A 21142-nucleotide genomic window follows, 5' to 3' on the forward strand; every position below is an offset into this window, starting at 1 on the left:
GCGCGAAGCGATTGCCCCCAGCCCGCGGCGCATGACGCTGCCCGCGCCCAAAGCCGGCTTCCATCTCGGTCGCGCACACTTTAGGCGCGCGCCATGACCATCAACATTCTCGCGACCGGCACCAGCCGGGGCATCGGCGCAGCGATCGCGGCGGCGTTCGACCCAGATGACGTCCGGATCGTCGGGCATTCGACCGGTGGCGGTGCAGGGCGCATCGCCGCAGATCTCGATGGCGCCGGAGGGGCCTCTCTCCTGTGGACCGAGGCACTCGAACAGCTCGGCGACCGGATCGACGTGCTGATCAACAATGCCGGCATCTTCGAAGCCGCGCCGCTCGCGCTTGCCGACGACCAATGGCTTGCGGCCTGGGAGCGGACCATGCGGATTAACCTCACCGCGTCCGCCGAACTAAGCCGGCTTGCCATTCTTCATTTCCAGCAGCGCGGGAGCGGCGGGCGGATCGTGAACGTCGCCAGTCGCGCCGCCTATCGCGGCGACAGCCCGGCACACTGGCATTATGCCGCATCGAAGGCCGGCATGGTCGCGATGACCAAGACCATTGCCCGCGGCTATGCCCGCGACGATGTTCTCGCCTTCGCGGTCTGCCCCGGCTTCACCATGACCGGCATGGCCGAGGAGTATCTCGCCAGCCGCGGCGGCGAGGCGCTGCTCGCCGATATCCCGCTCGGGCGGGTCGCGCAGCCGGAGGAAGTGGCTGCGACGGTGCGGTTTCTCGCGCTCGAGGCGCCGCCATCGATGACCGGGGCGGTGATCGACATCAACGGAGCTTCCTATGTCCGCTGAATGGCAGACGCAGACGGCGGAAAGCTGGAAGGTCACGTTGCCCTGCACCCGCGCCGAGAGCGAAAAGCTGACCGCGAGCGAGCCCGATTTCGGCATCGAACCGCCGCCGGTGCTGATGACGAGCGAGCCCGATCCGGCGCGGCCCGAACATTGGCAGCTCGACGTCTATCTCGGCGCCGAGCCTGATGCGGATCTGCTCGAGTCGCTTCGGCAGCTGGTGCCAAGCGCCGCCGCGGTTGCGCCGATCGTCGAGCGAATCGACGATGCCGACTGGGTCACGATCAGCCAGGGTTTTCTCGAGCCGATCCAGGCCGGCCGCTTTTACGTCCATACCGCGGCCCATGCGGATCGGATTCCGGCCGGTGCGGTCGCGTTTCGGATCGAAGCAGGCCGCGCCTTCGGCACCGGCCATCATGAAACCACCGCCGGCTGTCTGCAGGCGCTCGATGAATTGGCAAAGGCGGGCCGCAATTTCGGGCGGATCGTCGACGTCGGGACCGGATCCGGTCTGCTTGCCTTCGCCGCGCGCGCCTTGTGGCCGCAGGCGCAGATCACCGCATCGGACATCGATCCGGTTTCGATCGACGTCACCGCGGAAAATATGGCGATCAATGCCATTCCGGTGGACGCGATCGCGCTGATCGCCGCCGACGGCCTCGACGATCCGGCATTGCAGGCGCGCGCGCCGTTCGACTTGATCATCGCCAACATTCTTGCCGGTCCGCTTATTGCGCTCGCATCGGACCTAATTGCCACACTGGACCAAAATGGGACGATCATCCTGGCGGGGCTGCTGGCAAGCCAGTCGGAGGATGTGCTAGCGGCCTACACATCAAGAGGAATGGTGCCGTCCGCGCGGATAGACAGCGGGGACTGGTCAATCCTGACGCTCGTTCAGGCATCGTAAAGAGTGCTTGAGCGAGGTGATGTATATTGGTAATACAGTCGGACGCCGGCGCGAAGGGGATTGCGCGCTGCCGCGTCAGGGATGGGACGGCGAGATGAATATGGAAACGAGTTTTGGCGGCGATCCGGCCGAGTATGTCGCGCTGGACGAGGCGCGTAGCCGCCGGAAGCGGATATTGATCATCGTCGCCGTACTGGTCGCCGTTGTCGCCGCCTTCGTTGCGTGGAAAGTGGTGCACAAGGCACCGCCAGCCGCTGCCACCGACACCTCGCCCAGCGTAACGGTGATTGTTCCGGGTCGGCATTCGGTCACCGCGGAAATCCCTGCGGTCGGCAATATCGGCGCTCGGCGCGATATGCCGGTTGGTGTCGCTGGCGAGGGCGGCGTCGTCCGCGCCGTGCTCGTCGAGCCGGGCACATGGGTCGCCGCCGGCCAGGTATTGGCGACCGTCGATCGTTCCGTTCAGGTGCAGCAGGCGGCTTCGCTCGCGGCATCCATAAATCAGGCGCGCGCCGACGCCTTGCTCGCCAAGTCCAATCTGGATCGGGCCAAGGCGCTGGTTTCACGCGGGTTCGTGTCCAAGGCGGACGTCGATACGAAGCAGGCGGCGCTCGATGGCGCCAATGCCCGGGTCGCGGTCGCGCAGGCGCAATATAAACAACAGCAGGCGCTGATTGGCCGCCTCGACATCCGGTCGCCAACGCGCGGACTGGTGCTCACGCGCGCGATCGAGGCGGGGCAGATCGTGGGCGGTGGATCGGGCGCGCTTTTCCGCATTGCCGCGGACGGCAAGATGGAATTGCAGGCGCGCCTTGCTGAAGGCGATCTGGCACGGGTCCGTGTCGGCGCGCCCGCAACCGTGACGCCTGTCGGCACCACGCTGAAGATTGTCGGCACGATCTGGCAGGTTTCGCCAGTAATCGATCCCGCCAGCCGCCAGGGAACGGTGCGGATCGAACTTCCTTATAATCCTGCGCTGCGGCCGGGCGGTTTCGCCGCCGCCGAGATTGGCGGCGGCCGGGGCGATGTGCCGCTGCTGCCCGAAAGCGCCGTGCTGAGCGATTCCAAGGGCAATTTCGTCTACCTGGTGGGGCCGGACAACAAAGTGCGGCGGCGCGACGTCAAGATCGGCGACGTCGACGATCGCGGCGTCTCCGTCCTGAGCGGGCTTACCGGATCGGAGCGTGTCGTCGCATCGGCTGGCGCCTTCCTCAACGAGGGCGACAAGGTAAAGCCTAGCCTGCAGCCGAGCCCTCGCTGAGGAAGCAAGCCATGAACTTCCGCAACATCTCCGCCTGGTCGATCCGCAACCCGGTTCCCTCGATCGTCTTGTTCGCGGCGCTCACGCTGGCGGGCCTGGTGTCATTCATGCGCATGCCGCTGAACCAGGATCCGGAGATCACTTTCCCGGGCGTCTACGTGCAGATATCGCAGCCCGGCGCCGCGCCGACGGAGCTCGAAACGCAGGTAACGCAGAAGGTCGAAGCGGCGGTCCGGAACCTCGAGGGCGTCGAGGAGATCAACTCGACCGTGTCGGAAGGCAGCTCCGGCACCTTCGTTCAGTTCAGCATCCAGACGCCCGTCGATCGCGCCACGACCGACGTTCGCGACGCCATCTCCCAGATTCGCGGCAACCTGCCCGAAGGCATTATCGAGCCGCAGGTCCAGCGCGTGAACATCAATGGCGGCAGCCTCGCCAATTTCTCGGTGCAAGCCACCGACATGACGATGGAGGAGCTTTCCTGGTTCGTCCAGGATACGGTATCACGGCGCCTGCTGGCGATCCCGGGCATGCAGCAGGTGCAGACGCATGGCGCGGTAGATCGCGAGATTCGCGTTATCCTCGATCCCGCCAAGATGCAGGGACAGGGCGTCACCGCGAGTCAGGTCAATCAGCAGCTCTACGCGATGAACATGAATGCGTCGGGCGGACGCGCCGAGATCGCCGGTGCGGAGCAGTCGGTGCGCGTACTCGGCAATGCCGTGGATGCCTTCACGCTGGGCCAGACCCAGATCCAGCTCGGAAACGGTCGCTCGGTCCACCTGTCCGATATCGCCGACGTGCGCGACGGCTATGGCGAGCGCCGCAGCATCGCCAAGATGGAGGGTAAGCCCACCGTCAGCTTCGGCGTCATCCGATCGCGCGGCGCCTCCGACGTTTCAGTGTTCGAGGCGACCGTCAAGGAACTGGCCAAGATCGAAAAGGAATTTCCCAAGGTCCATTTCATCCAGCGCTCGAACTCGGTCGTCTACACGCTCCGCAACTATCATTCGGCGATGGAAGCGATGATCGAAGGCGCGCTATTGGCCGTCGCCGTCGTCTTCATCTTCCTGCGCGACCGGCGGGCGACGCTCATCTCGGCGCTGGCCATTCCCTTATCGGCGATCCCGACATTCTGGATCCTCAGCCTGATGGGATTCACCTTCAACTTCATGACTCTGCTCGCGCTGAGCCTCGTCTCGGGCGTGCTGGTCGACGACGCGATCGTGGAGATCGAGAATATCGTGCGCCACATGCGCATGGGTAAGACCGCCTATCAGGCCTCGATCGACGCGGCTGACGAGATTGGACTCGCGGTGGTCGGCACCACTTTCTCGATCGTGGCGGTATTCCTGCCTGTCGGCCTTATGCCCGGCATTGCCGGCCAATATTTCAAGAATTTCGGCTTCACCGTTGTCGTCGCGGTTCTGATGAGTCTCGCCGTCGCACGTCTCATCACGCCGATGGTCGCGGCCTATTTTCTCAAGGCGCATGGCGAGGCCAAGCATGGCGAAGGCTGGCTGATGGACCGCTATATGCAGGTGCTGCACTGGACGCTCGACACCGGGCGCTCGGCGCAGGCCGCGCATACCCATGGCTTGAAGCGTTACTTTGCGTGGACGCTGGATCACCGTTGGTGGACGATGGGCATCGGCCTGATCGCCTTCATCATGACGATCATCGGCTATGCGACGCTGTCCTTCACCTTCATCCCGCCCGCCAACGCCGATACGTCCCACCTGGAAATCGCGATGGCGCCGGGGACGACGCTGGAGCAGACCGAAGCGGTCGCCGATCGTGCGACCAAGATCCTGCGCGCCCAGCCGGAAGTGGCAACCGCCGTCGAATATATCGACGTCGGCTCGGCCGAAGTCGTGATGACACTCAACCGCGACCGCAAGGTGACGAGCACCGAGTTCGAACGCAGGCTCCAGCCGATGCTGGCCAACATTCCCGATGCCCGCATCAATTTCCAGTCGCAGGGCGGCGGCGGCGGCAGCAATCGTGACATCTCGATCATGCTGGCCGGCGACGACCCCGCGGCACTGAACAGCTCGGCGAACATCGTGGCGGCGCAGATGAAGACCCTTCCCGGCCTTCGGGCGCCACGCGTCGAGGGCGATCTGCCACGGCCGGAAATCACGATCACGCCGCACCTCGACCTGGCGGCCGACCTTGGCGTCACCACGTCCGCGCTCAGCCAGACGATCCGCATCGCCACGCTCGGCGAGATCGACCAGAATGCCGCCAAATTCTCTCTGTCCGATCGCCAGATCCCGATCCGCGTGATGCTCAACGAAGGCAGCCGCCGCGACCTTTCGACCATCCAGAATCTGCCGGTGCAGACGCGGATGGGCACGACGGTCCCGCTCAAGGTCGTGGCCGACATCGGCTTCGGCGCGGGCCCATCCGAAATCCAGCGCTTCAACCAGGAGCGTCGCGTCGTCATCAGCGCCGATCTTGCGCCGGGCGCGATCTCGGGTGAGCAGCGCGCCAAGGTCATGGAACTGCCGGCGATGAAGAATCTGCCACCGACGGTGCATTTCACGGCGGCGGGCCAAGCCAAATGGCAGGCCGAGATGATCACGAATTTCATGATCGCGCTCATCGCCGGCGTGCTGCTGGTGTTTGCCGTGCTCGTCCTGCTCTATCGCCGGGCGATCCCGCCTCTCGTCAACATGGGTTCGCTGCTGCTGGCGCCGCTCGGTGGTGCGATCGCACTCCACCTGGCCGGCATGCCGACATCGCTGCCCGTGCTGATCGGCATCCTGATGCTGTTCGGGATCGTCGCCAAGAACTCGATCCTGCTGATCGATTTCGCGATCGAGGAGATGCGCCATGGCCGCCCGACGTTCGAGTCGATCCTCGATGCCGGCCATAAGCGTGCTCAGCCGATCGTGATGACGACGGTCGCGATGGTCGCGGGCATGATGCCCACCGCATTGTCGCTCGGGGGTGACGGATCGTTCAACCAGCCGATGGCGGTGACCGTGATTGGCGGGCTGATCATGTCGACCATGCTGACCCTGCTGATCGTACCGGCGGGCTTCAGCCTGGCGGACGGGGTCGAGAAGTGGCTCGGCCGCAAGCTCGGCGGCGCCCTCACCAATGGCGGCGAAAGTGCGCTGCCACCGGGCCTTCCGCATCCCGCAGAGTGAACCTTCCGGGGTGACGGCGATTGTCTAAGCGACATGACGCCACCCCGGAATCCTCAATGACCTTACGCGAACGCTTTCATCCGGCGCAGGGCGGCGTGCGTGGAATGCGTATCGTCGCAACCGGATTGCTGGTGGCGATGGCCGCCTTGTTTTTTACCGCCGGTGCGCTGGTCCATCTCCATCCTTTCTGGGGTTATGTCCGCGCCTTTGCGGAGGCGGCGATGGTCGGCGGCCTCGCCGACTGGTTCGCGGTGACCGCGCTCTTCCGCCACCCGCTCGGCCTGCCCATCCCCCACACCGCGATCATCCCGCGCAACAAGGATCGCATCGGCGACAGTCTCGCCGCCTTCCTGCGTTCCAACTTTCTGGTGCCGCGCGTGGTGGCGCGGCGCATGGCGCGGCTCGATGTGGCGCGCGCAATCGGCCGCGTGCTGGCTGCCCCACCGCGTGAGGGCGCCATGCGCGCCGGCGCGGGAAAGCTCGCCGAAACCCTGCTCGAAAGCCTGGGTGACGAACGGCTTGGGCAGTTGTTCAAAAGTGCCGCGACGCAACGGCTCAAGGCGCTGGAGATCGCCCCGCTCGCGGGACAGCTCATGGCAGCAGCGATGGCAGAGGATCGCCATCGCCCCATGATCAACGCGGCGATCCTGTGGGCCGGCCGCACGCTCGACAGCAACGAGCACCTCTTCCGCCAGATGATCCACGAACGTGCGGGATCGATCCTGCGCTGGACGGGGCTAGACGAAACGCTGTCGACCAAGATCCTCGACGGACTGTTCCGTCTGCTGGGGGATATGGCCGAGAATCGCGACCACCCGCTCAGGCTCAAAGCGGAAGAGGCGCTGGGGAACCTCGCCGATCGGCTGCAAAATGACCCCGAATTGCAGGCGAAGGTCGCCGCCTTCCGCGATTCGGCCCTCGCCAATCCCGCCGTCGGAGCCTGGCTCGATGGCATGTGGCAAAGCGCGCGCGCGGCAATGCTGCGGGCGGCACGCGATCCCGAGTCGGTCGCGGCCGGCCGCTTCGGCGAGGCGATGCGCCAGATGGGAACAACGCTGCAGGAGGATGTGCGCGTCCGCATCGCCGTCAACCGCTTCGCCCGCCGCGCGACCGCCGCCTTGGTCGCTTCTTACGGCGACGGGATCGTAACCCTCGTGTCCGAAACGGTTCGCAGTTGGGATGCGCACACCGTCACCGACCGGCTCGAAAACGCGGTCGGCCGCGATCTGCAATATATCCGCATCAATGGAACCGTGGTCGGCGGGCTGGTCGGCATCGCGATCCATATCGTCGAGACGTTCGCATGATGAACGCGGGCCGGCGGCGACATGGCCGCATACACCGGATGAGCCTCGAAAGTCGGAACGTGTAGGCAGCCCTGCCAGCTTTGGATGCCGCAAGAGACCGCCGTTGCATCGCGCGAAAAGCGCCGCTAAGCCGCGCTCCGCTGGTGCCGGGGCTGTAGCTCAGATGGGAGAGCGCTGCAATCGCACTGCAGAGGTCAGGGGTTCGATTCCCCTCAGCTCCACCAGCACTTTCTTCCCATCCTTGCGCATATGCCGCACTTGCCGAATAGGACTGCGGTGAACCCGCTGCGTTATCTCCTTGCCCCATGGTGGGTCGTCGAGCTCGCCACCGGCGCAAAGAGCTTCCGCGACAATCCGCTGATCGGCTCGCGCCGTCTGAACGCGCTCGGCCTCCACGCCAAACGGGTCGCGCTTGCCTATCGCATGGCCAACTTGCGCAGGCGACGGATGGCGCAGCTTATCGAACCGGCGGAGCGGGAAGCGTTCCACCGCGACGGCTTCGTATCGATATCCGGTTTCCTTCCGGAGCCGGCTTTCGCGGCTCTGCAAGCGCAGGTGTTGGGCCATCAGGGCGCGGCACGTGAAATGGTGCAGGGCGATACCATCACCCGCCGGATCGCGCTCGATCCCCCGGCCCTGGCCGCGTTGCCCGCCGCCCGCGCCTTGCTGCGCAATCCGCGCTGGCAGGGGCTTATCCGCTATGTCGGTAGCTACGACACCGAGCCGCTGGTCTATATCCAGTCGATCCTCACCCACCGCCACGACGCCCCGCCCGACCCGCAGACCAAGCTCCACGCCGACACCTTCCACCCGACGGTCAAGGCATGGCTGTTCCTGACCGACGTTGCCGAGGATGAGGGTCCGCTCGTCTATGTCGCGGGCTCGCACCGTCGCGACACCGCCCGCCTGGAGTGGGAGCGCCGGCGCAGCATGGAAGCACGCGACGGACCCGACTTCCTGTCCGGCCGCGGCTCGCTGCGGATCGACGAAGAGGAATTGGCCGCGCTTGGGCTGCCCAAGCCGACGATATTCGCGGTCAAGGCCAATACACTGGTGGTCGCCGACACCAGCGGCTTCCACGCGCGCGGACCAGCGTCCCGGCCGTCGCTGCGCGTCGAGATGTGGGCCTATGGCCGCCGCAACCCGTTCCTCCCATGGACTGGGCTGGACGTGACCGGGCTGCCCGGCCTGGCCGAACGCCGCGTGCCGTTCAACTGGCGGCTGCACGACCGGCTGAGCAAGTGGCTTGGTCAGCCCTGGGCCGCTGTCGGCCGTAAGCGCCCAACGGACGAATGAGCCCGCCGCTTTCCTTGAGCGTGCCCCACTTCCCGTGGGCAATGGCCAATATGGTGGCGCGCGACGGCGGCTTTCGCGATCCCTTCACAGGTGCGCCGACCGGGTTGGACGAGGCGGCGGCGGTCGTGTCCCACTGGCGGCGGACCGTCGATGCCAACCGCGATATTGTTGTCGCCTGCGGCATGGCCTGGTGGAAGCGGGCGCGGATCGCGCAATTTCTCTGGGCAGACGATCGGCCGCCGCTGAGGTTCGAGGAAGACACTGCGGCAGCATTGGCGGCAGCACCCGACGGCAAGGCGATCGCGGTATGGCCGTCGCGCATGCCCCCAGGGCTAGGCGAACAAGCTGGTGACCGTTTGGTTCAGGTAGAGGATGGCTTTATCCGATCGATCGGGCTTGGTGCGGATCTCCACCCCCCATTGTCGATCGTGGTCGACCGCACCGGTATCTATTACGATCCCACCCGGCCGAGCGATCTCGAGACCCTATTCGCCACAGCCGACTTCACCGACGCATTGTGCACGCGCGCGGCGGCGCTGATCGACACGATCGTAACCCGCGGCATCAGCAAATATGCGAGCGAAGCGCCTCGCGAGAGCGCCCTGCGCACGCGGCGCACCGTCTTGGTGCCAGGCCAGGTCGAGGATGATATGTCGGTGCGGCTCGGCGGCGCCGGCATCGCCAGCAACCTCGAATTGTTACGGCGTGCGCGTGCCGCCGAACCCGCCGCCTGCCTGCTGTTCAAGCCCCACCCGGACGTCGATGCAGGTCATCGCCAGGGGCGCGTCCCCGACGCGGCATTGCTGGAACATGCCGACGAGATCGTGCGGGGCGAGGCGATGCCGTCGCTGCTGGCGCGGGTCGATGCGGTTCATGTGCTGACCTCGCTTACCGGCTTCGAGGCACTGCTGCGCGGGCTGGAGGTGATCGTGCACGGCCAGCCTTTCTTCGCCGGCTGGGGGCTGACGCGTGACCTTGCCCCACCCGTGCCTCGGCGTGGACGGCGGTTGACGCTGCAGCAACTGGTCGCGGGAACGTTGATCCTCTATCCGCGCTACCTTGATCCGGTCACCGAATTGCCCTGCCCGCCGGAAGTCCTGCTGCAGCGCTTCGCCGATGGCTGGCGTCCCAGAACGACCTGGCTGATCCGCCTGCGTCGATGGCAGGGGCGGCTCGCCAAGGCATTCGGCACCATTTCGCGCTAGCGGACCCCCATCGCCTTCATCAGGGTCGCGGCCATGTCCTCGGCTGCAAGATCGCTCCGCACCCCCGGTTCCGCATCGGACCCCCAGATAGCATAGTCCGACCGGCGGTCGGATGCGCCGGGCGCCTGGAATGCGCCGGCGAGGCTCGGCTGATGATCGCCGTAGAAGACCAGCCAGCCGGGCGCCCCGGTAGCGGTGATCGCCTCACGCAGGATCGGGATCATCGCATCGGTGGATTGGAGATGCTTCAGCCAACGGCCGATCGCAGCAGCGTCGGGCAGGTCGCGCCAGGCTTCGGGCAATGCCGCCGGCGGCAGCGCGTCGTGCTCCTCGTCCCACGGACCGTGATTTTCCATGGTAATGGCAAATACCAGTACGCGCGGGCCATGTTCGCGGACGTGCCGGGCGACGCATTCCGCGACCGCCACATCGCTGACATAAGGGCCGTTGCGGGCGGCACCGGCAAAACCTTCGATGCCGATGAATTGGTCGAAACCGAGCAGGGGCATGACCTTGTCGCGATAATAGAAGCCGGCGTCGTAGGGATGGACGCAGATCGTGCGATAACCGGCGGCGCGTGCCTGATGCGCCAGCGACGGCAATGGCACGCGCGCGAAATGCTCATAAGGATTGTAGCGGTCTAGCCCAACTTCCTCGGCACTCAGGCCGGTCAGCACCGCGAGCTCCGAGCGGATCGTATTTGCGCCCCAGCAGGGCACGGCGAGCTTGCCGTGGCTAACGGCCTCGCGCTGAAGCTGGGCAAAATTCGGCAGATGCCCCGCCAGCGCCAAATCCAAGCGACGCGCATCGACGAACGATTCGCCCTGGACGATGAGGATCGGACCGTTGGCGGGCAGCGCCGGCCAGCTTCTTGCCTGCGCGGCGCGCTGCCGTTCGGGCCGTTCGGCGCGGGCAAGGGTCGCCTGTACGATACAGGCCGCGAGCAAACCAAGCCGGGCGGCGTCGATCGACGGGTCGCGGCTGATCACGAGCCGGTCGTAGAAGCGCCGCATGGGCCTCAGAATCGCCGGCATTGTCGGAACCACGAAAAGGGCGCGGCCGATCGCGATCGCCACCAGCGCCAGCAGACCCGCTTCGAGGAGACCGATGTGCCAGAGCGGCGGCTCGAGATCGATGATCCAGACGATCGCGAGCAGGATGACCAGCACCGCCATCACCATGCGTGCCGTGCCGACGAATGCCAGGTACAGGCGCGGGTGGCGCACCACTTCGATCAGCTCGGCGCGGTCCGCGAAGACCACCGGCTCATCAAGGACCGCGCGTTTCACCCGGTCGGCGACCCCCATGCCGGCGCCGAGGCAAAGCACAGCCAGCCCTGCAAGGACAGGACGCCCCGTCGGCAGCAGGAATAATGCGAATCCGGCGACAAACGGGAAAGCATCGATCAGAAGGACCGCCACGCGGCCGGGCTCGGGACGGCCCAGCAAGGGCGCGCCAACTAGCCGTCGCAGCCCGAGCCATGCCGCCAGGCTAATCCCAATTCCCACGAGAAGATGAAGCATGGAGCCGGTCTAACGCCCCGGTTCGATGCGAAAACGAAAGCCGCGCATGATACGGTCGCCGATGGCCGCCGGCATCAGATCAGCAGCCTGAGATCCAAGCGCAAGCAGGCGCGGGACAATGATGCGCGCCCTTCGCGCATCGAGCCCTTTGCGGACCGCAGCCACCATCTTGTCGAGACTGAGCATGAACGGAGTCGGCCCCTTCCATCGATCCGTCATTGGCGTATCGAAAAATCCAGGGACGACAACCGTTACCATCACCCCTTGTGGACCCAATAGCGCGCGCAGGCCCTCACCATAAGCGCGTATGCCCGCCTTGCTGGCGCTGTAGGCAGGGCTGTAGGGCAGCCCGCGTAGCGCCGCGGTCGAGGCGATCACCGCCACATGGCCAGCCTTGCGCGCGATCATTCGCGGCAGCAGCGGTTCGACCGTGTGGATTGTACCGAGCAGGTTGGCCTGGACCTGCATTGCAGCAAGCTCGATGCCCTCCGGGCGGTCACCCTCGCCCGTACCGGCCGAGACGCCTGCCGCGGCGATAACGAGATCAAGAGGCCTTTCGAGGTCGCGTTCGATCAGCCACGTGCCAAAGGGTTCAGCTTCGCGTACATCAAACAAGCCGGTGACGACCGTGGCGCCCAAGGCGCGACAGGCCATGGCTGTGGCTTCAAGTCGCACAGCGTCACGCGCGGTAAGCACCAGATAGACACCCGGGGCAGCATAATTTTTAGCGAGCCCGGCACCGAGACCGCTCGACGCGCCGGTGATCAATATTGCAGAGATGCGCTTCACCCCCGCGCGGCGAGGGGCGCCACCGCCGGCACGCGGACAGGCGCGGGCATCCGCACCACCGACGTTTTAGGTTCTACCGACTCAAGGCGCTTGAGCGCACCTTTAACCAGCATGGATAATCCCTCGTCGCTGAAGTATCCGCCATGGATCAAGCAGCGATCGATCAGGACGCGGCGAAACGCCTCGTAGACTGGCAATTCCGGCGGGACCGGCTTCACCCAGAAAGAATCGAGACCATTCTGGTGCGTAATGCGTGGCATGTCATAAACCGCATCGCCCAGCACGATCGTCGGCACGCCGCAGCGCAGTGAGAGAGTGCCGGTCGTGCTGTTGACCGTCACCAAACCGATTGCCTTGCAGACCAGCGAGTCGATATCGACCGATTCAAGGAATAGCAGGCGGTCTGACAGGCCCAGCTTGGCAGCTACCGCAAGCGTTCGCTTTTCCCAATCGACCAGACCGTTATCGAGGGGATGACCCTTTACCACCAGCAAGCTGTTGGCTGGCGCATTCTTGGCGAAGGAGCCGAGCACGGTTTCGATCGCGTCCTGCACTCCCACGAAGTTGGAATGGACCCGAATTTGATAGTCGCAATCCAGCTGCAGCGGGAAAACGAAATAAGGCCGGCCGTCGGCACGGAGCCGATCCAGCGTCGCAGCAGAACGGCGACGCTCGGCCGGGCGACGCAGCAATCGCAGCGCCCAACCTGTATATTCGGTGAGGATGTGCCAGGGCCGGTGCGTGCGATAACCCGGGAATAAGGGGGCCATCACGAGCGAAGCGATATTGTATGCAAGGTCTTCCTTCGCGCGGCGGTTGAACGAAGACGGCACCGGCGGAAAATCGGGCACGGGCGGCAAAGCGCGAGCGGCTTCCAGATAATATTCGGGCGAGCGGGAAAGGCGCGAATGGCCGTTGACGCCGCCTGCCTCCAGCGTCACGAAATCGGGACGGACATAACCTTCCTCAAATACGTGAACCTTGACGCCCACCTTACCCGCCACCGCAATCGCGACACTGTGTAGCGGCCGGCAATCGCCAAAGAGCAGAATGTCGGTAATGTTGCGGCGCGCGAGTATCTTGGCAAGAAAGCGCGGCCATTTGTCGAGCGTCCCGCGATAGTCGATCGCACCAGGAAGCTGCCAATATAATTTGTCGCCGCCGTTGAAGTTGACGCGGTGGACGCCATTGCCCGCTGCCGCGAGCGCCTCACCCAATCGTGAGAAGAATGGTCCTGCCAAACCCTGAAGAAAAAGGAATTCTTTGTTCGCCACGCGCCTCACCTGACCATCCGACCCTGTGGCGCGGCGCGCCCAAGCGGCCCCGCTCCTTTGCACCCCTGTTGCGTTCGATACAACTGGTCGATCGCTCAACTACCGAACGGCGCGCACGGTTCAACCGTTCCCGAACCGTGATAGGAATATGCCCATGCGCCAGTAAATGTTGCATTGCAAACGCATGGCGGCAGGATTGGCGGCGCTTTGCCTTGTCCCTCCGCGTCGCTCCGCTATAGCCCTTAAGCGCGCCCTGACAGGCTTCGGGCGCGCCGGAGTTTCGTTTGAACAGATCGCGTTACGAGTTCGACATGTCCGGCGCAGGCGCAACTGGCGCCGCGGCCGAGCCGATCGCAATCGTTGGCGCGTCGTGCCGTTTGCCTGGTGCGAGCGACGTCGAATCCCTGTGGACGATGTTGCTCGCGGGGACGGACGCGGTGGGTGAGATTCCCGACGACCGTTGGAACAAGGCGCAACTATACCATCCCGACAAGGGTCAGCGCGGTAAGGCTTATACCTTTGCTGCCGGCGTGCTTGGCGATGTCAGCCAGTTCGATCCGGCCTTCTTCGGCATCTCACCACGAGAAGCGACGCAGATGGATCCGCAGCAGCGACTGCTGCTGGAACTCGCTTATGAGGCAATCGAGGATGCCGGCCTGGACGCGGCGCGGCTTGCAGGCGAACCGGTCGGCGTTTTCATTGGCGGATCGTCATGGGACTATCTGAACCTCAACGTTGGAGATCCCTCGACCACTGACGCTTATTCGATGATCGGCGTCACCTTATGCTCGCTTTCGAACCGCATTTCTTATGCGTTCGACTTGCGCGGCCCGAGCTTCACCGTCGACACCGCCTGTTCCTCTTCCTTGGTTGCACTGCACCAGGCGTGTGAGGCCATCCGGGGAGGCCAGATCGGCATGGCGATGGTCGGCGGCGTCAGCCTGCTGCTCGCGCCCCAGTCTTACGTTGGCTTTTGCGCCGCCTCGATGCTGAGTCCAAAGGGCCGCTGCCATGCCTTCGACGCCCGCGCCGACGGCTATGTGCGTGCCGAGGGCGGCGGCATCGTCATCCTCAAGCCGCTCGGCCAGGCATTGGCGGCGGGCGATCCTATCCGCGCCGTCATCCGCGGCACCGGCGTCAATTCAGACGGGCGTACTACCGGCCTGTCCCTCCCAAATCGTGAGGCCCAGGCCGCCCTGCTCGATCAGGTTTATAACCGTTTCGGATTAGATCCTGTCGATCTTGCCTATGTCGAGGCGCACGGCACCGGCACGCCGGCGGGCGATCCGATTGAGGCCGGCGCGCTCGGAGAGATATTGGGCAGTCGCCGGCCAACGCCGCTGACGATCGGATCGATCAAGACGAACATCGGCCATCTTGAAGCCGGCAGCGGCATGGCGGGCCTGTTGAAGGCCATGCTCGTCGCCGAGCGCGGCACCATCCCCCCCTCGCTCCATTGCCAAACGCCCAATCCCAATATTCCTTTCGGGGAACTCAACCTTTCGCTCGCGCCGGAGGCTGTGCCGGTGAAAAAGGGGCCGAGGCCCTACCTGGTCGGCGTCAATTCATTCGGCTTCGGGGGCACCAACGCGCATGCTGTGCTCGAGGCGCCGGACCCGCAGCCATCTTTGCACACGGAGCCGGTTGAGGCGTTGCCGCCGTTGCTGCTGTCGGCACGTTCGGACGGTGCGTTGCGCGCCCTTGCAGGATCCTGGCGCGCGCGCATCGCCGGAGCCTCAGCCGAAATTCTGCCGAGCCTGATCCGTGGCCTCGCGCTCAAGCGCACGCAGCACAAAAACCGGTTGGCCATTCCGGCGGATTCTCAGGCCGCGCTGCTTCAGGCGCTCGATTCATTCATCGAAGGCAAGCCGACCGCGTCGGCAGCGACCAACACGGCGGTGGCTGGCAAGATCGCCTTCGTCTTCTCCGGCAATGGCAGCCAGTGGGCCGGAATGGCCGCGGATGCAGTCGCGGGTAGCGCGTCGTTCCGCGAGGGATTGGCCAAGGTCGACAAGGCACTGACGCCCCATCTCGGCTGGTCAGTCGCCCAGCACCTGGAGACGCCGGACGCGGATGCTCTGCGCAATACAGATATCGCGCAGCCGCTGCTGTTCGCGGTCCAGGTCGCGCTGGTTCTCGCCTTGCGCGAGCAGGGCGTGGAGCCGGATGCCTGCATGGGTCATAGCGTCGGCGAAGTCGCGGCGGCGTGGGCAAGCGGTGCGCTCGGCCTGGATCAGGCGTCGCGCGTGATCGCGGTGCGCAGCCGCAGCCAGCAGGCGCAGCATGGCGTCGGCGCGATGGCGGTTCTGGGCATGGACGGCGACGCGGTGGCCGCCACCCTCGCCGGCTCGTCGGTCGAGGTTGCGGCCCGCAACAGCAGCCAGGCAACTACGGTCGCCGGCACGATCGACGGTATTGCCGCTCTCGAAAGCCAGGCCCAGGAAAAGGGCTGGCGTTTCACGCGCCTCGATCTGGATTATGCCTTTCACTCGGCGGCAATGGATCCGATCGCCCCCCGCCTGGCGTCCGACCTCTCCGGGCTTGCGCCGACGCAGACCAGCACCGCTTTTTATTCGACCGTGACCGGCGGTCCGCTGGACGGCGCGGCGCTCGACGCCGGCTACTGGTGGCACAATGTGCGTGAGCCCGTGCTGTTCGCGGACGCGGCGCGAGCGATGGTTGCGGACGGCGTTCGTATCTTCGTCGAGATCGGGCCGCATGCGGTGGTACAGGCTTACCTGAACGACGCGTTGCGCAGCGCCGACAAGGAAGGCCGCGTGCTGCCCAGCCTGTCACGCCGGACCAGCAAGGGCGATCCTATAGCGGGGCTGGCCGCACGGATCCACGCCGCAGGTGGCGATATACGCGACAGCATCGCCTTTTCCGGACCCGCTATTGTCCGCGGGCTTCCGACCTATCCCTTCCAGCGGGAGCGGTTCTGGGTAACGCGTACCGAGGAAGCAACCGACCGCGTCACCCTTCCGTTCGAGCATCCTCTGCTGGGGGTTCGCACGGGGGATGAGCCGGTCGAATGGAGCCGGCATCTCAGCCTCGAAACCCAGCCTTGGCTGGCGGACCACGCGGTCGGCGGCGCGGCGGTCCTCCCGGCGGCGGCGCTGATCGAGATGGCGCTCGGTGCGGCGCGCGCGCGTCATGGAGGCGCGCCTGCGCTCGACCTGCTGGATGTCGAGATCGGACGGGCCTTGGTGATCGAGCCCGAAGTCATGCGCGAAGTGCGCTTCCGCGTCGGATCGGCAGCGGGCGATTTCACCATCGCGTCGCGGCCGCGCCTTTCGGAGGAGCCGTGGACCGTCCACATGTCTGGCCGCATCGCGGCTGCCGATGCGGACGATGCGGCGGCAACGCCCCCCCAGGGCAAGCCGATCGCTCAGGTGGGTGCACCCGCCCTCTATAGTCTCGCTTCGAAAATGGGGCTTGAATACGGGCCTACCTTCCAGGTCGTCTCCGCAATCGACGTGTTCGCCGGCGAGCAGGCGATTGCCCGGCTGGATGCCGCGGCCGACATCGGCAGCGGTTTCCTGCTGCCGCCCAACGTCGTGGACGGGGCGCTGCAGGCACTGCTGGCGCTCGCCGCCGATCGGCTCGGCAGCGAGACGGGCGTGCTGCCGTGGCGGTTCGGACGGGTCAGGCTGCGCAAGGCCAACGGCGCGTCGCCGGCAGCGGCCTTGCTCAAGGTGACCCGCGTTGGCCCGCGCTCGGTTCGCGCAGACATCGTATTGATCGATGCAGCCGGGGATGCCGTCGCAGACCTGCTCGATTGCTGGTTCGTGCGCGTAACGCTTGGCCGCAAGGCAACGGCCGACGAGCAATTCTTCCATCTCGCTCATGTGGCGAGTGCCGATCCGGCCGGCAGCGCCTCGGCCGTGGCGGGGCTCCCGTCGCTAAACCTTTTTAAAAGCGGGGCCGATACGGCAGCGGCGGAAAGCCGCCTGCTGGCCGATGCGTTCGCGACGTCGGCGACGGTCGAAGCGCTCCGTGCGCTGGCCGCGGGGGATCGATTGGTCCCCCAGGCCCTCCTTCGCGACGGCGCCATTGCAACCGCCAGCCGCCCCATTCTTGACCGCCTGCTGCGTTGGCTGGCTGCCGACGGGGTGGCGACTCAAGCCGACGATGGCTCGTGGAGTTTCACCGACGAGGATCTGCCCTCGTCCGATGCGATCCTTCGGACCCTTCTGTTCGACCAGCCGCGTGCCGTCGCCGAAATCGCCATGCTCGCATTGGCGGCCGAGACGCTCCCGGCCGTGCTGACCGAAGGGCCGGGCCGAGCACCAGTTATACCCGCAGCTTTGTGGGAGCAGATATTAGAAGCTTCGCCGGCCGGCGAAGCCGCGGCGCAGGGATTGGCAGAAGCGCTGGCGACGGTGACGGGGGCCAATGACAAGCCCGTTCGTATTCTCCAGGTCGGCGCTCGGCGTGGCGGATCCACGCGAATGCTGCTGCGCCGGTTGGGTCATAATGCATCTTTGGTGGCTGCGGGCGATGGCGAAGATCTGCCTGCGCTGAGCCAGGCGCTGCAGGGCCTGCCTGCTGTGCGGGCAATCGCCTGGACGCCTGGCGAGACGCTCGATGAGCCGCCGTTCGATGTCATCGTCGGCCTACACAGCTTTGCGCTGGGGGGCTGGGGAGGACGCGAACTCGATGCTCTTCAGGCAGCGCTTGCTCCGGGCGGCGCTTTGCTGCTGGCAGAGCCCGCGCCGAGCCGCTTATGGCAGTTGCTCCGCCCCGATGCGGCGCCGCTGGCGGACACCGCGCGCTGGCGAACGCTGCTCGAAGCCGCCGGCTTTGCCGAACCAGCCTCGCAGCCGCTGGCGAGCGCTTTGTGGCCGGTCGAGTTGGTTTCGGCGCGGGGACGCTCGGCTGGCCAGCCTGTTGCCGTCGAGACCGAAATCCGGATCGCAGGCCCGCACAGCGAGCTAGCTACGGCGATCGACAGGGCGTTGACCGGGCATGGCGCGCTGACTGACCGGGGCGATGAACGTATCGGCCGCGTCGCGATCATCATCGACGCCGATGACGCGCTACCGGCAGCGCTGGCCCAGGTCGCGCAACTTTCGACCTTGCCGGCCGACCTGCAACACGAGATCACGCTGATCACGCGCGACCACGGAATCGGCGCGGCGGCGCTGGCGGCGTTGCGCCGCGTACTCGCCAATGAAGCACCGCACGTCGGCGCCCGGCTGGTCCAGCTCGAACCAGGCTTGTCGCTGGAACGGGCGGCCGAGCATGCGGCGATCGAGATACTGCGGCCCGATGGCGAGCAGGAGATTGTCTGGACCACACAGGGCCGCCAGGTTCCGCGTGTCCGTCGCGGTCTGCCGCCGGGCAAGGAATCCTCCCCAACGGCGCTGCGGCTTGCGATCGACCGACCCGGATTGCTCGATTCGCTCGGCTGGGCCGAGGCCGCGCCCGTCGCGCCGCGCGAGGGCGAAATCGCGCTGCGGATCGAAGCCGCTGGCCTGAACTTCCGTGACGTCATGTGGGCCATGGGACTGCTGCCCGACGAGGCACTGCTCGATGGTTTTGCCGGCCCGACAATGGGGCTCGAATGTGCCGGCACGATTACCGCCGTCGGTGCAGGTGTCGACAATTTTGCGCCGGGCGACCGGGTCATGGCGTTCGCGCCTGCCTCGCTATCCACCGAAACGGTGACGGCGGCCCACGCCGTCATGCCGATGCCGGCAGGAATGAGCTTTGCGGCGGCGGCAACGGTGCCGGTTGCCTTCCTCACTACCGTCTATGCACTCGGCCAGCTCGCGCAGCTTGAGCCGGGTGAGACGATCTTAATCCATGGCGGCGCCGGGGGTGTCGGCCTGGCGGCGATCCAATATGCCCGCCATCGCGGCGCCCGCATCTTCGCCACCGCGGGCTCGCCGGCCAAGCGGGCATTGCTGAGAAGCCTTGGCGTCGAGGCGGTGCTCGACAGCCGCTCGCTTTCCTTCGCCGATGACGTGATGCGATTGACCGACGGCGCAGGGGTCGATGTCGTGCTCAACTCACTCGCAGGCGAGGCCATGCGCCGCAGCCTGGCGTTGGTGAAACCGTTCGGGCGCTTCCTTGAACTTGGCAAGCGCGATTTCTACGAAAATAGCAGCGTCGGCCTGCGTCCGTTCCGCCACAATGTCACTTATTATGGGATCGATGCCGACCAGCTGCCCCTGCGCCGGCCAAAACTTGCCGCAGCTCTGTTCCAAGAAATCACGAGCCTATTCGCCGAAGGCGCATTGCGGCCTCTGCCGCACCGGACGTTCGATTTTGCCGATGCGGAGGATGCGTTCCGGCTGATGCAGAGCTCCGGGCATATCGGCAAGATCGTGCTTACGCCGGGCACGACGCTACCCCGCGTCGTGCCGGCGCCGAAGCCGTTCCACGCGCGCGACGACCATACTTATCTTGTCAGCGGCGGCCTTGACGGCTTCGGGCTGGAAGCCGCGCGCTGGCTGGTACGCAACGGAGCAAAACATCTCGCGCTGGTCAGCCGGCGCGGGCCGGCGACGCCGGGTGGCGACGCGGTGCTTGCCGAATTTGCTGCGGCAGGCGTCGACGCCCGCGCCTATGCCGCCGACATCGCGGACGAGGCGGTGCTGGGGGACGTTCTGGCGGAGATTCGCGGCGACCAGGCTCCCCTGGGTGGCATCGTCCATGCGGCGGTTGCGATGGATGATGCGCTGCTCGGTGCGCTTGACGCAGACCGTTTCGCCCGCGCCTTACGCCCCAAGCTCGCCGGCGCAGAGGCGCTCGATCGGCTCACGCGCGGCGATCAACTCGATCTGTTCCTGCTCTTCTCGTCCGTGACAACGGCCTTCGGCAACCCCGGGCAGGGCAATTACGTCGCGGCCAATGCCGCGATCGAGGCGGTAGCCGAACGACGTCACGCTGAAGGCTTGCCGGCGTTGGCGGTACAATGGGGCCCGATCGGCGATGCCGGCTATCTGGCACGCGAGACGCAGGTGAGCGAGATGCTGTCGCGACAATTGGGAAGCGCGCACCTGACTGCCGCCGAGGCGCTCGACACTTTGCCGGCAATGCTGGCAACCGGGGCGCCGGTGATCGGCATGGCAACGATCAGGTGGGGCTCGCTCCGCCGGCAATTACCGCTCATGGCCACCCCGCTCTTTGCCGAGATGACTGGCGGCACGGCCGATGAAGCAGCCGAGGTCGATCTCAAGGCTTTGTTGGCCGAATGTTCGCCCGAGGAAGCACGCGAGCGCATCACCGTCCTGCTCGTCGATGAAGTCGCGCGAATCATGAAATTGGCGGCGGATCGCGTCGAACCGCAGCGTGCATTGGCCGAGCTTGGCATGGATAGTTTGATGGCGGTCGAGCTGCGACTCGCTGTCGAGCAGCGCTTTGGCATTTCAATCCCGCTGCTGGCTCTGTCGGAAGGCGCCACGCTGACGGCGATGGCCGGCCGCATCGCGCGCGGGCTGGGCAGCACCGAGGCGCCGGAGGACGAACGTGCGCAGATGGCGGAGCGCCTCGCACGGCACGAGGGGGCCATGATCGAAGGACCAGCCGACGGCGCACAGAGCCCAAGCGAGCCCACTTTTGCCGCCGCTGCCGCTACCTCGCCTTGATCCTGCCTTAGGGCCGTGCCACC

At 65.8% G+C, this 21142-nt stretch carries 11 protein-coding genes and 1 tRNA gene; 9 read left to right on the top strand and 3 right to left on the bottom strand.

The genetic code is table 11. The features are described 5' to 3' along the window. Positions 1-93: 93 nt before the first annotated feature. The 8 genes from DX905_RS06240 to DX905_RS06275 all read left to right on the top strand — a co-directional run bounded on the left by DX905_RS06240 (position 94) and on the right by DX905_RS06275 (position 9938). Positions 94-804: an SDR family NAD(P)-dependent oxidoreductase gene (locus DX905_RS06240; protein WP_116090581.1), complete on the top strand. Its 711-nt coding sequence runs from the start codon at positions 94-96 to the stop codon at positions 802-804. Beyond that, a complete protein-coding gene (locus DX905_RS06245; protein WP_116090582.1) occupies positions 794-1711 on the top strand; it encodes a 50S ribosomal protein L11 methyltransferase in 918 nt (305 codons plus the stop codon). The genes DX905_RS06240 and DX905_RS06245 overlap by 11 nt, the downstream gene beginning before the upstream one ends. Before the next feature lie 94 nt (positions 1712-1805). Further along, positions 1806-2972, top strand: coding sequence for an efflux RND transporter periplasmic adaptor subunit (locus DX905_RS06250; RefSeq protein ID WP_116092374.1), 1167 nt, complete (start codon positions 1806-1808; stop codon positions 2970-2972). A gap of 11 nt (positions 2973-2983) precedes the next feature. Further along, positions 2984-6130 carry an efflux RND transporter permease subunit gene (locus DX905_RS06255; protein ID WP_116090583.1) on the top strand — a complete coding sequence of 1049 codons (3147 nt, stop codon included), beginning with the start codon at positions 2984-2986 and terminating at the stop codon, positions 6128-6130. Positions 6131-6186: 56 nt separating this feature from the next. Continuing rightward, the gene (locus DX905_RS06260; protein WP_240320743.1) at positions 6187-7437 is read left to right on the top strand and encodes a DUF445 domain-containing protein; all 1251 of its coding nucleotides are present in this window, start codon (positions 6187-6189) and stop codon (positions 7435-7437) included. A 148-nt stretch (positions 7438-7585) separates the two neighbouring features. Next, positions 7586-7661, top strand: a tRNA-Ala gene (locus DX905_RS06265). Positions 7662-7686: 25 nt separating this feature from the next. Then, a complete protein-coding gene (locus tag DX905_RS06270; RefSeq protein ID WP_116090584.1) occupies positions 7687-8733 on the top strand; it encodes a phytanoyl-CoA dioxygenase family protein in 1047 nt (348 codons plus the stop codon). Beyond that, complete coding sequence (locus tag DX905_RS06275; protein ID WP_116090585.1) at positions 8730-9938, top strand: capsular polysaccharide export protein, LipB/KpsS family; 1209 nt, start codon at positions 8730-8732, stop codon at positions 9936-9938. The genes DX905_RS06270 and DX905_RS06275 overlap by 4 nt, the downstream gene beginning before the upstream one ends. Here the strand turns inward: DX905_RS06275 and DX905_RS06280 are convergent. Genes DX905_RS06280 through DX905_RS06290 form a run of 3 tightly spaced genes read right to left on the bottom strand, consistent with a single transcriptional unit; the run spans position 9935 to position 13524 of the window. Continuing rightward, positions 9935-11461, bottom strand: coding sequence for an LTA synthase family protein (locus tag DX905_RS06280; protein ID WP_116090586.1), 1527 nt, complete (start codon positions 11459-11461; stop codon positions 9935-9937). The genes DX905_RS06275 and DX905_RS06280 overlap by 4 nt on opposite strands. A gap of 9 nt (positions 11462-11470) precedes the next feature. Next, a complete protein-coding gene (locus DX905_RS06285) occupies positions 11471-12250 on the bottom strand; it encodes an SDR family NAD(P)-dependent oxidoreductase (protein WP_116090587.1) in 780 nt (259 codons plus the stop codon). After that, positions 12247-13524, bottom strand: coding sequence for a capsule biosynthesis protein (locus tag DX905_RS06290; RefSeq protein WP_240320744.1), 1278 nt, complete (start codon positions 13522-13524; stop codon positions 12247-12249). Before DX905_RS06290 ends, DX905_RS06285 begins: the two co-directional genes overlap by 4 nt. 284 nt (positions 13525-13808) lie before the next feature. On the opposite strand from DX905_RS06290, the gene DX905_RS06295 reads away from it, so the two are divergent. Further along, positions 13809-21119, top strand: a complete 7311-nt coding sequence (locus tag DX905_RS06295) for a type I polyketide synthase (RefSeq protein WP_162875490.1) — start codon at positions 13809-13811, stop codon at positions 21117-21119. Positions 21120-21142: the final 23 nt, after the last annotated feature.

The organism is Sphingomonas crusticola, assembly GCF_003391115.1.
In the GTDB taxonomy this organism is placed as follows: Bacteria; Pseudomonadota; Alphaproteobacteria; order Sphingomonadales; family Sphingomonadaceae; genus Sphingomonas_I; species Sphingomonas_I crusticola.

Excerpts from the sequence above, each read along its gene's own strand:
- DX905_RS06275 (WP_116090585.1), top strand. The coding sequence starts at position 8,730 with ATGAGCCCGCCGCTTTCCTTGAGCGTGCCCCACTTCCCGTGGGCAATG.
- DX905_RS06250 (WP_116092374.1), top strand. The coding sequence starts at position 1,806 with ATGAATATGGAAACGAGTTTTGGCGGCGATCCGGCCGAGTATGTCGCG.
- DX905_RS06270 (WP_116090584.1), top strand. The coding sequence starts at position 7,687 with ATGCCGCACTTGCCGAATAGGACTGCGGTGAACCCGCTGCGTTATCTC.
- DX905_RS06245 (WP_116090582.1), top strand. The coding sequence starts at position 794 with ATGTCCGCTGAATGGCAGACGCAGACGGCGGAAAGCTGGAAGGTCACG.
- DX905_RS06260 (WP_240320743.1), top strand. The coding sequence starts at position 6,187 with ATGACCTTACGCGAACGCTTTCATCCGGCGCAGGGCGGCGTGCGTGGA.
- DX905_RS06255 (WP_116090583.1), top strand. The coding sequence starts at position 2,984 with ATGAACTTCCGCAACATCTCCGCCTGGTCGATCCGCAACCCGGTTCCC.
- DX905_RS06240 (WP_116090581.1), top strand. The coding sequence starts at position 94 with ATGACCATCAACATTCTCGCGACCGGCACCAGCCGGGGCATCGGCGCA.
- DX905_RS06280 (WP_116090586.1), bottom strand. The coding sequence starts at position 11,461 with ATGCTTCATCTTCTCGTGGGAATTGGGATTAGCCTGGCGGCATGGCTC.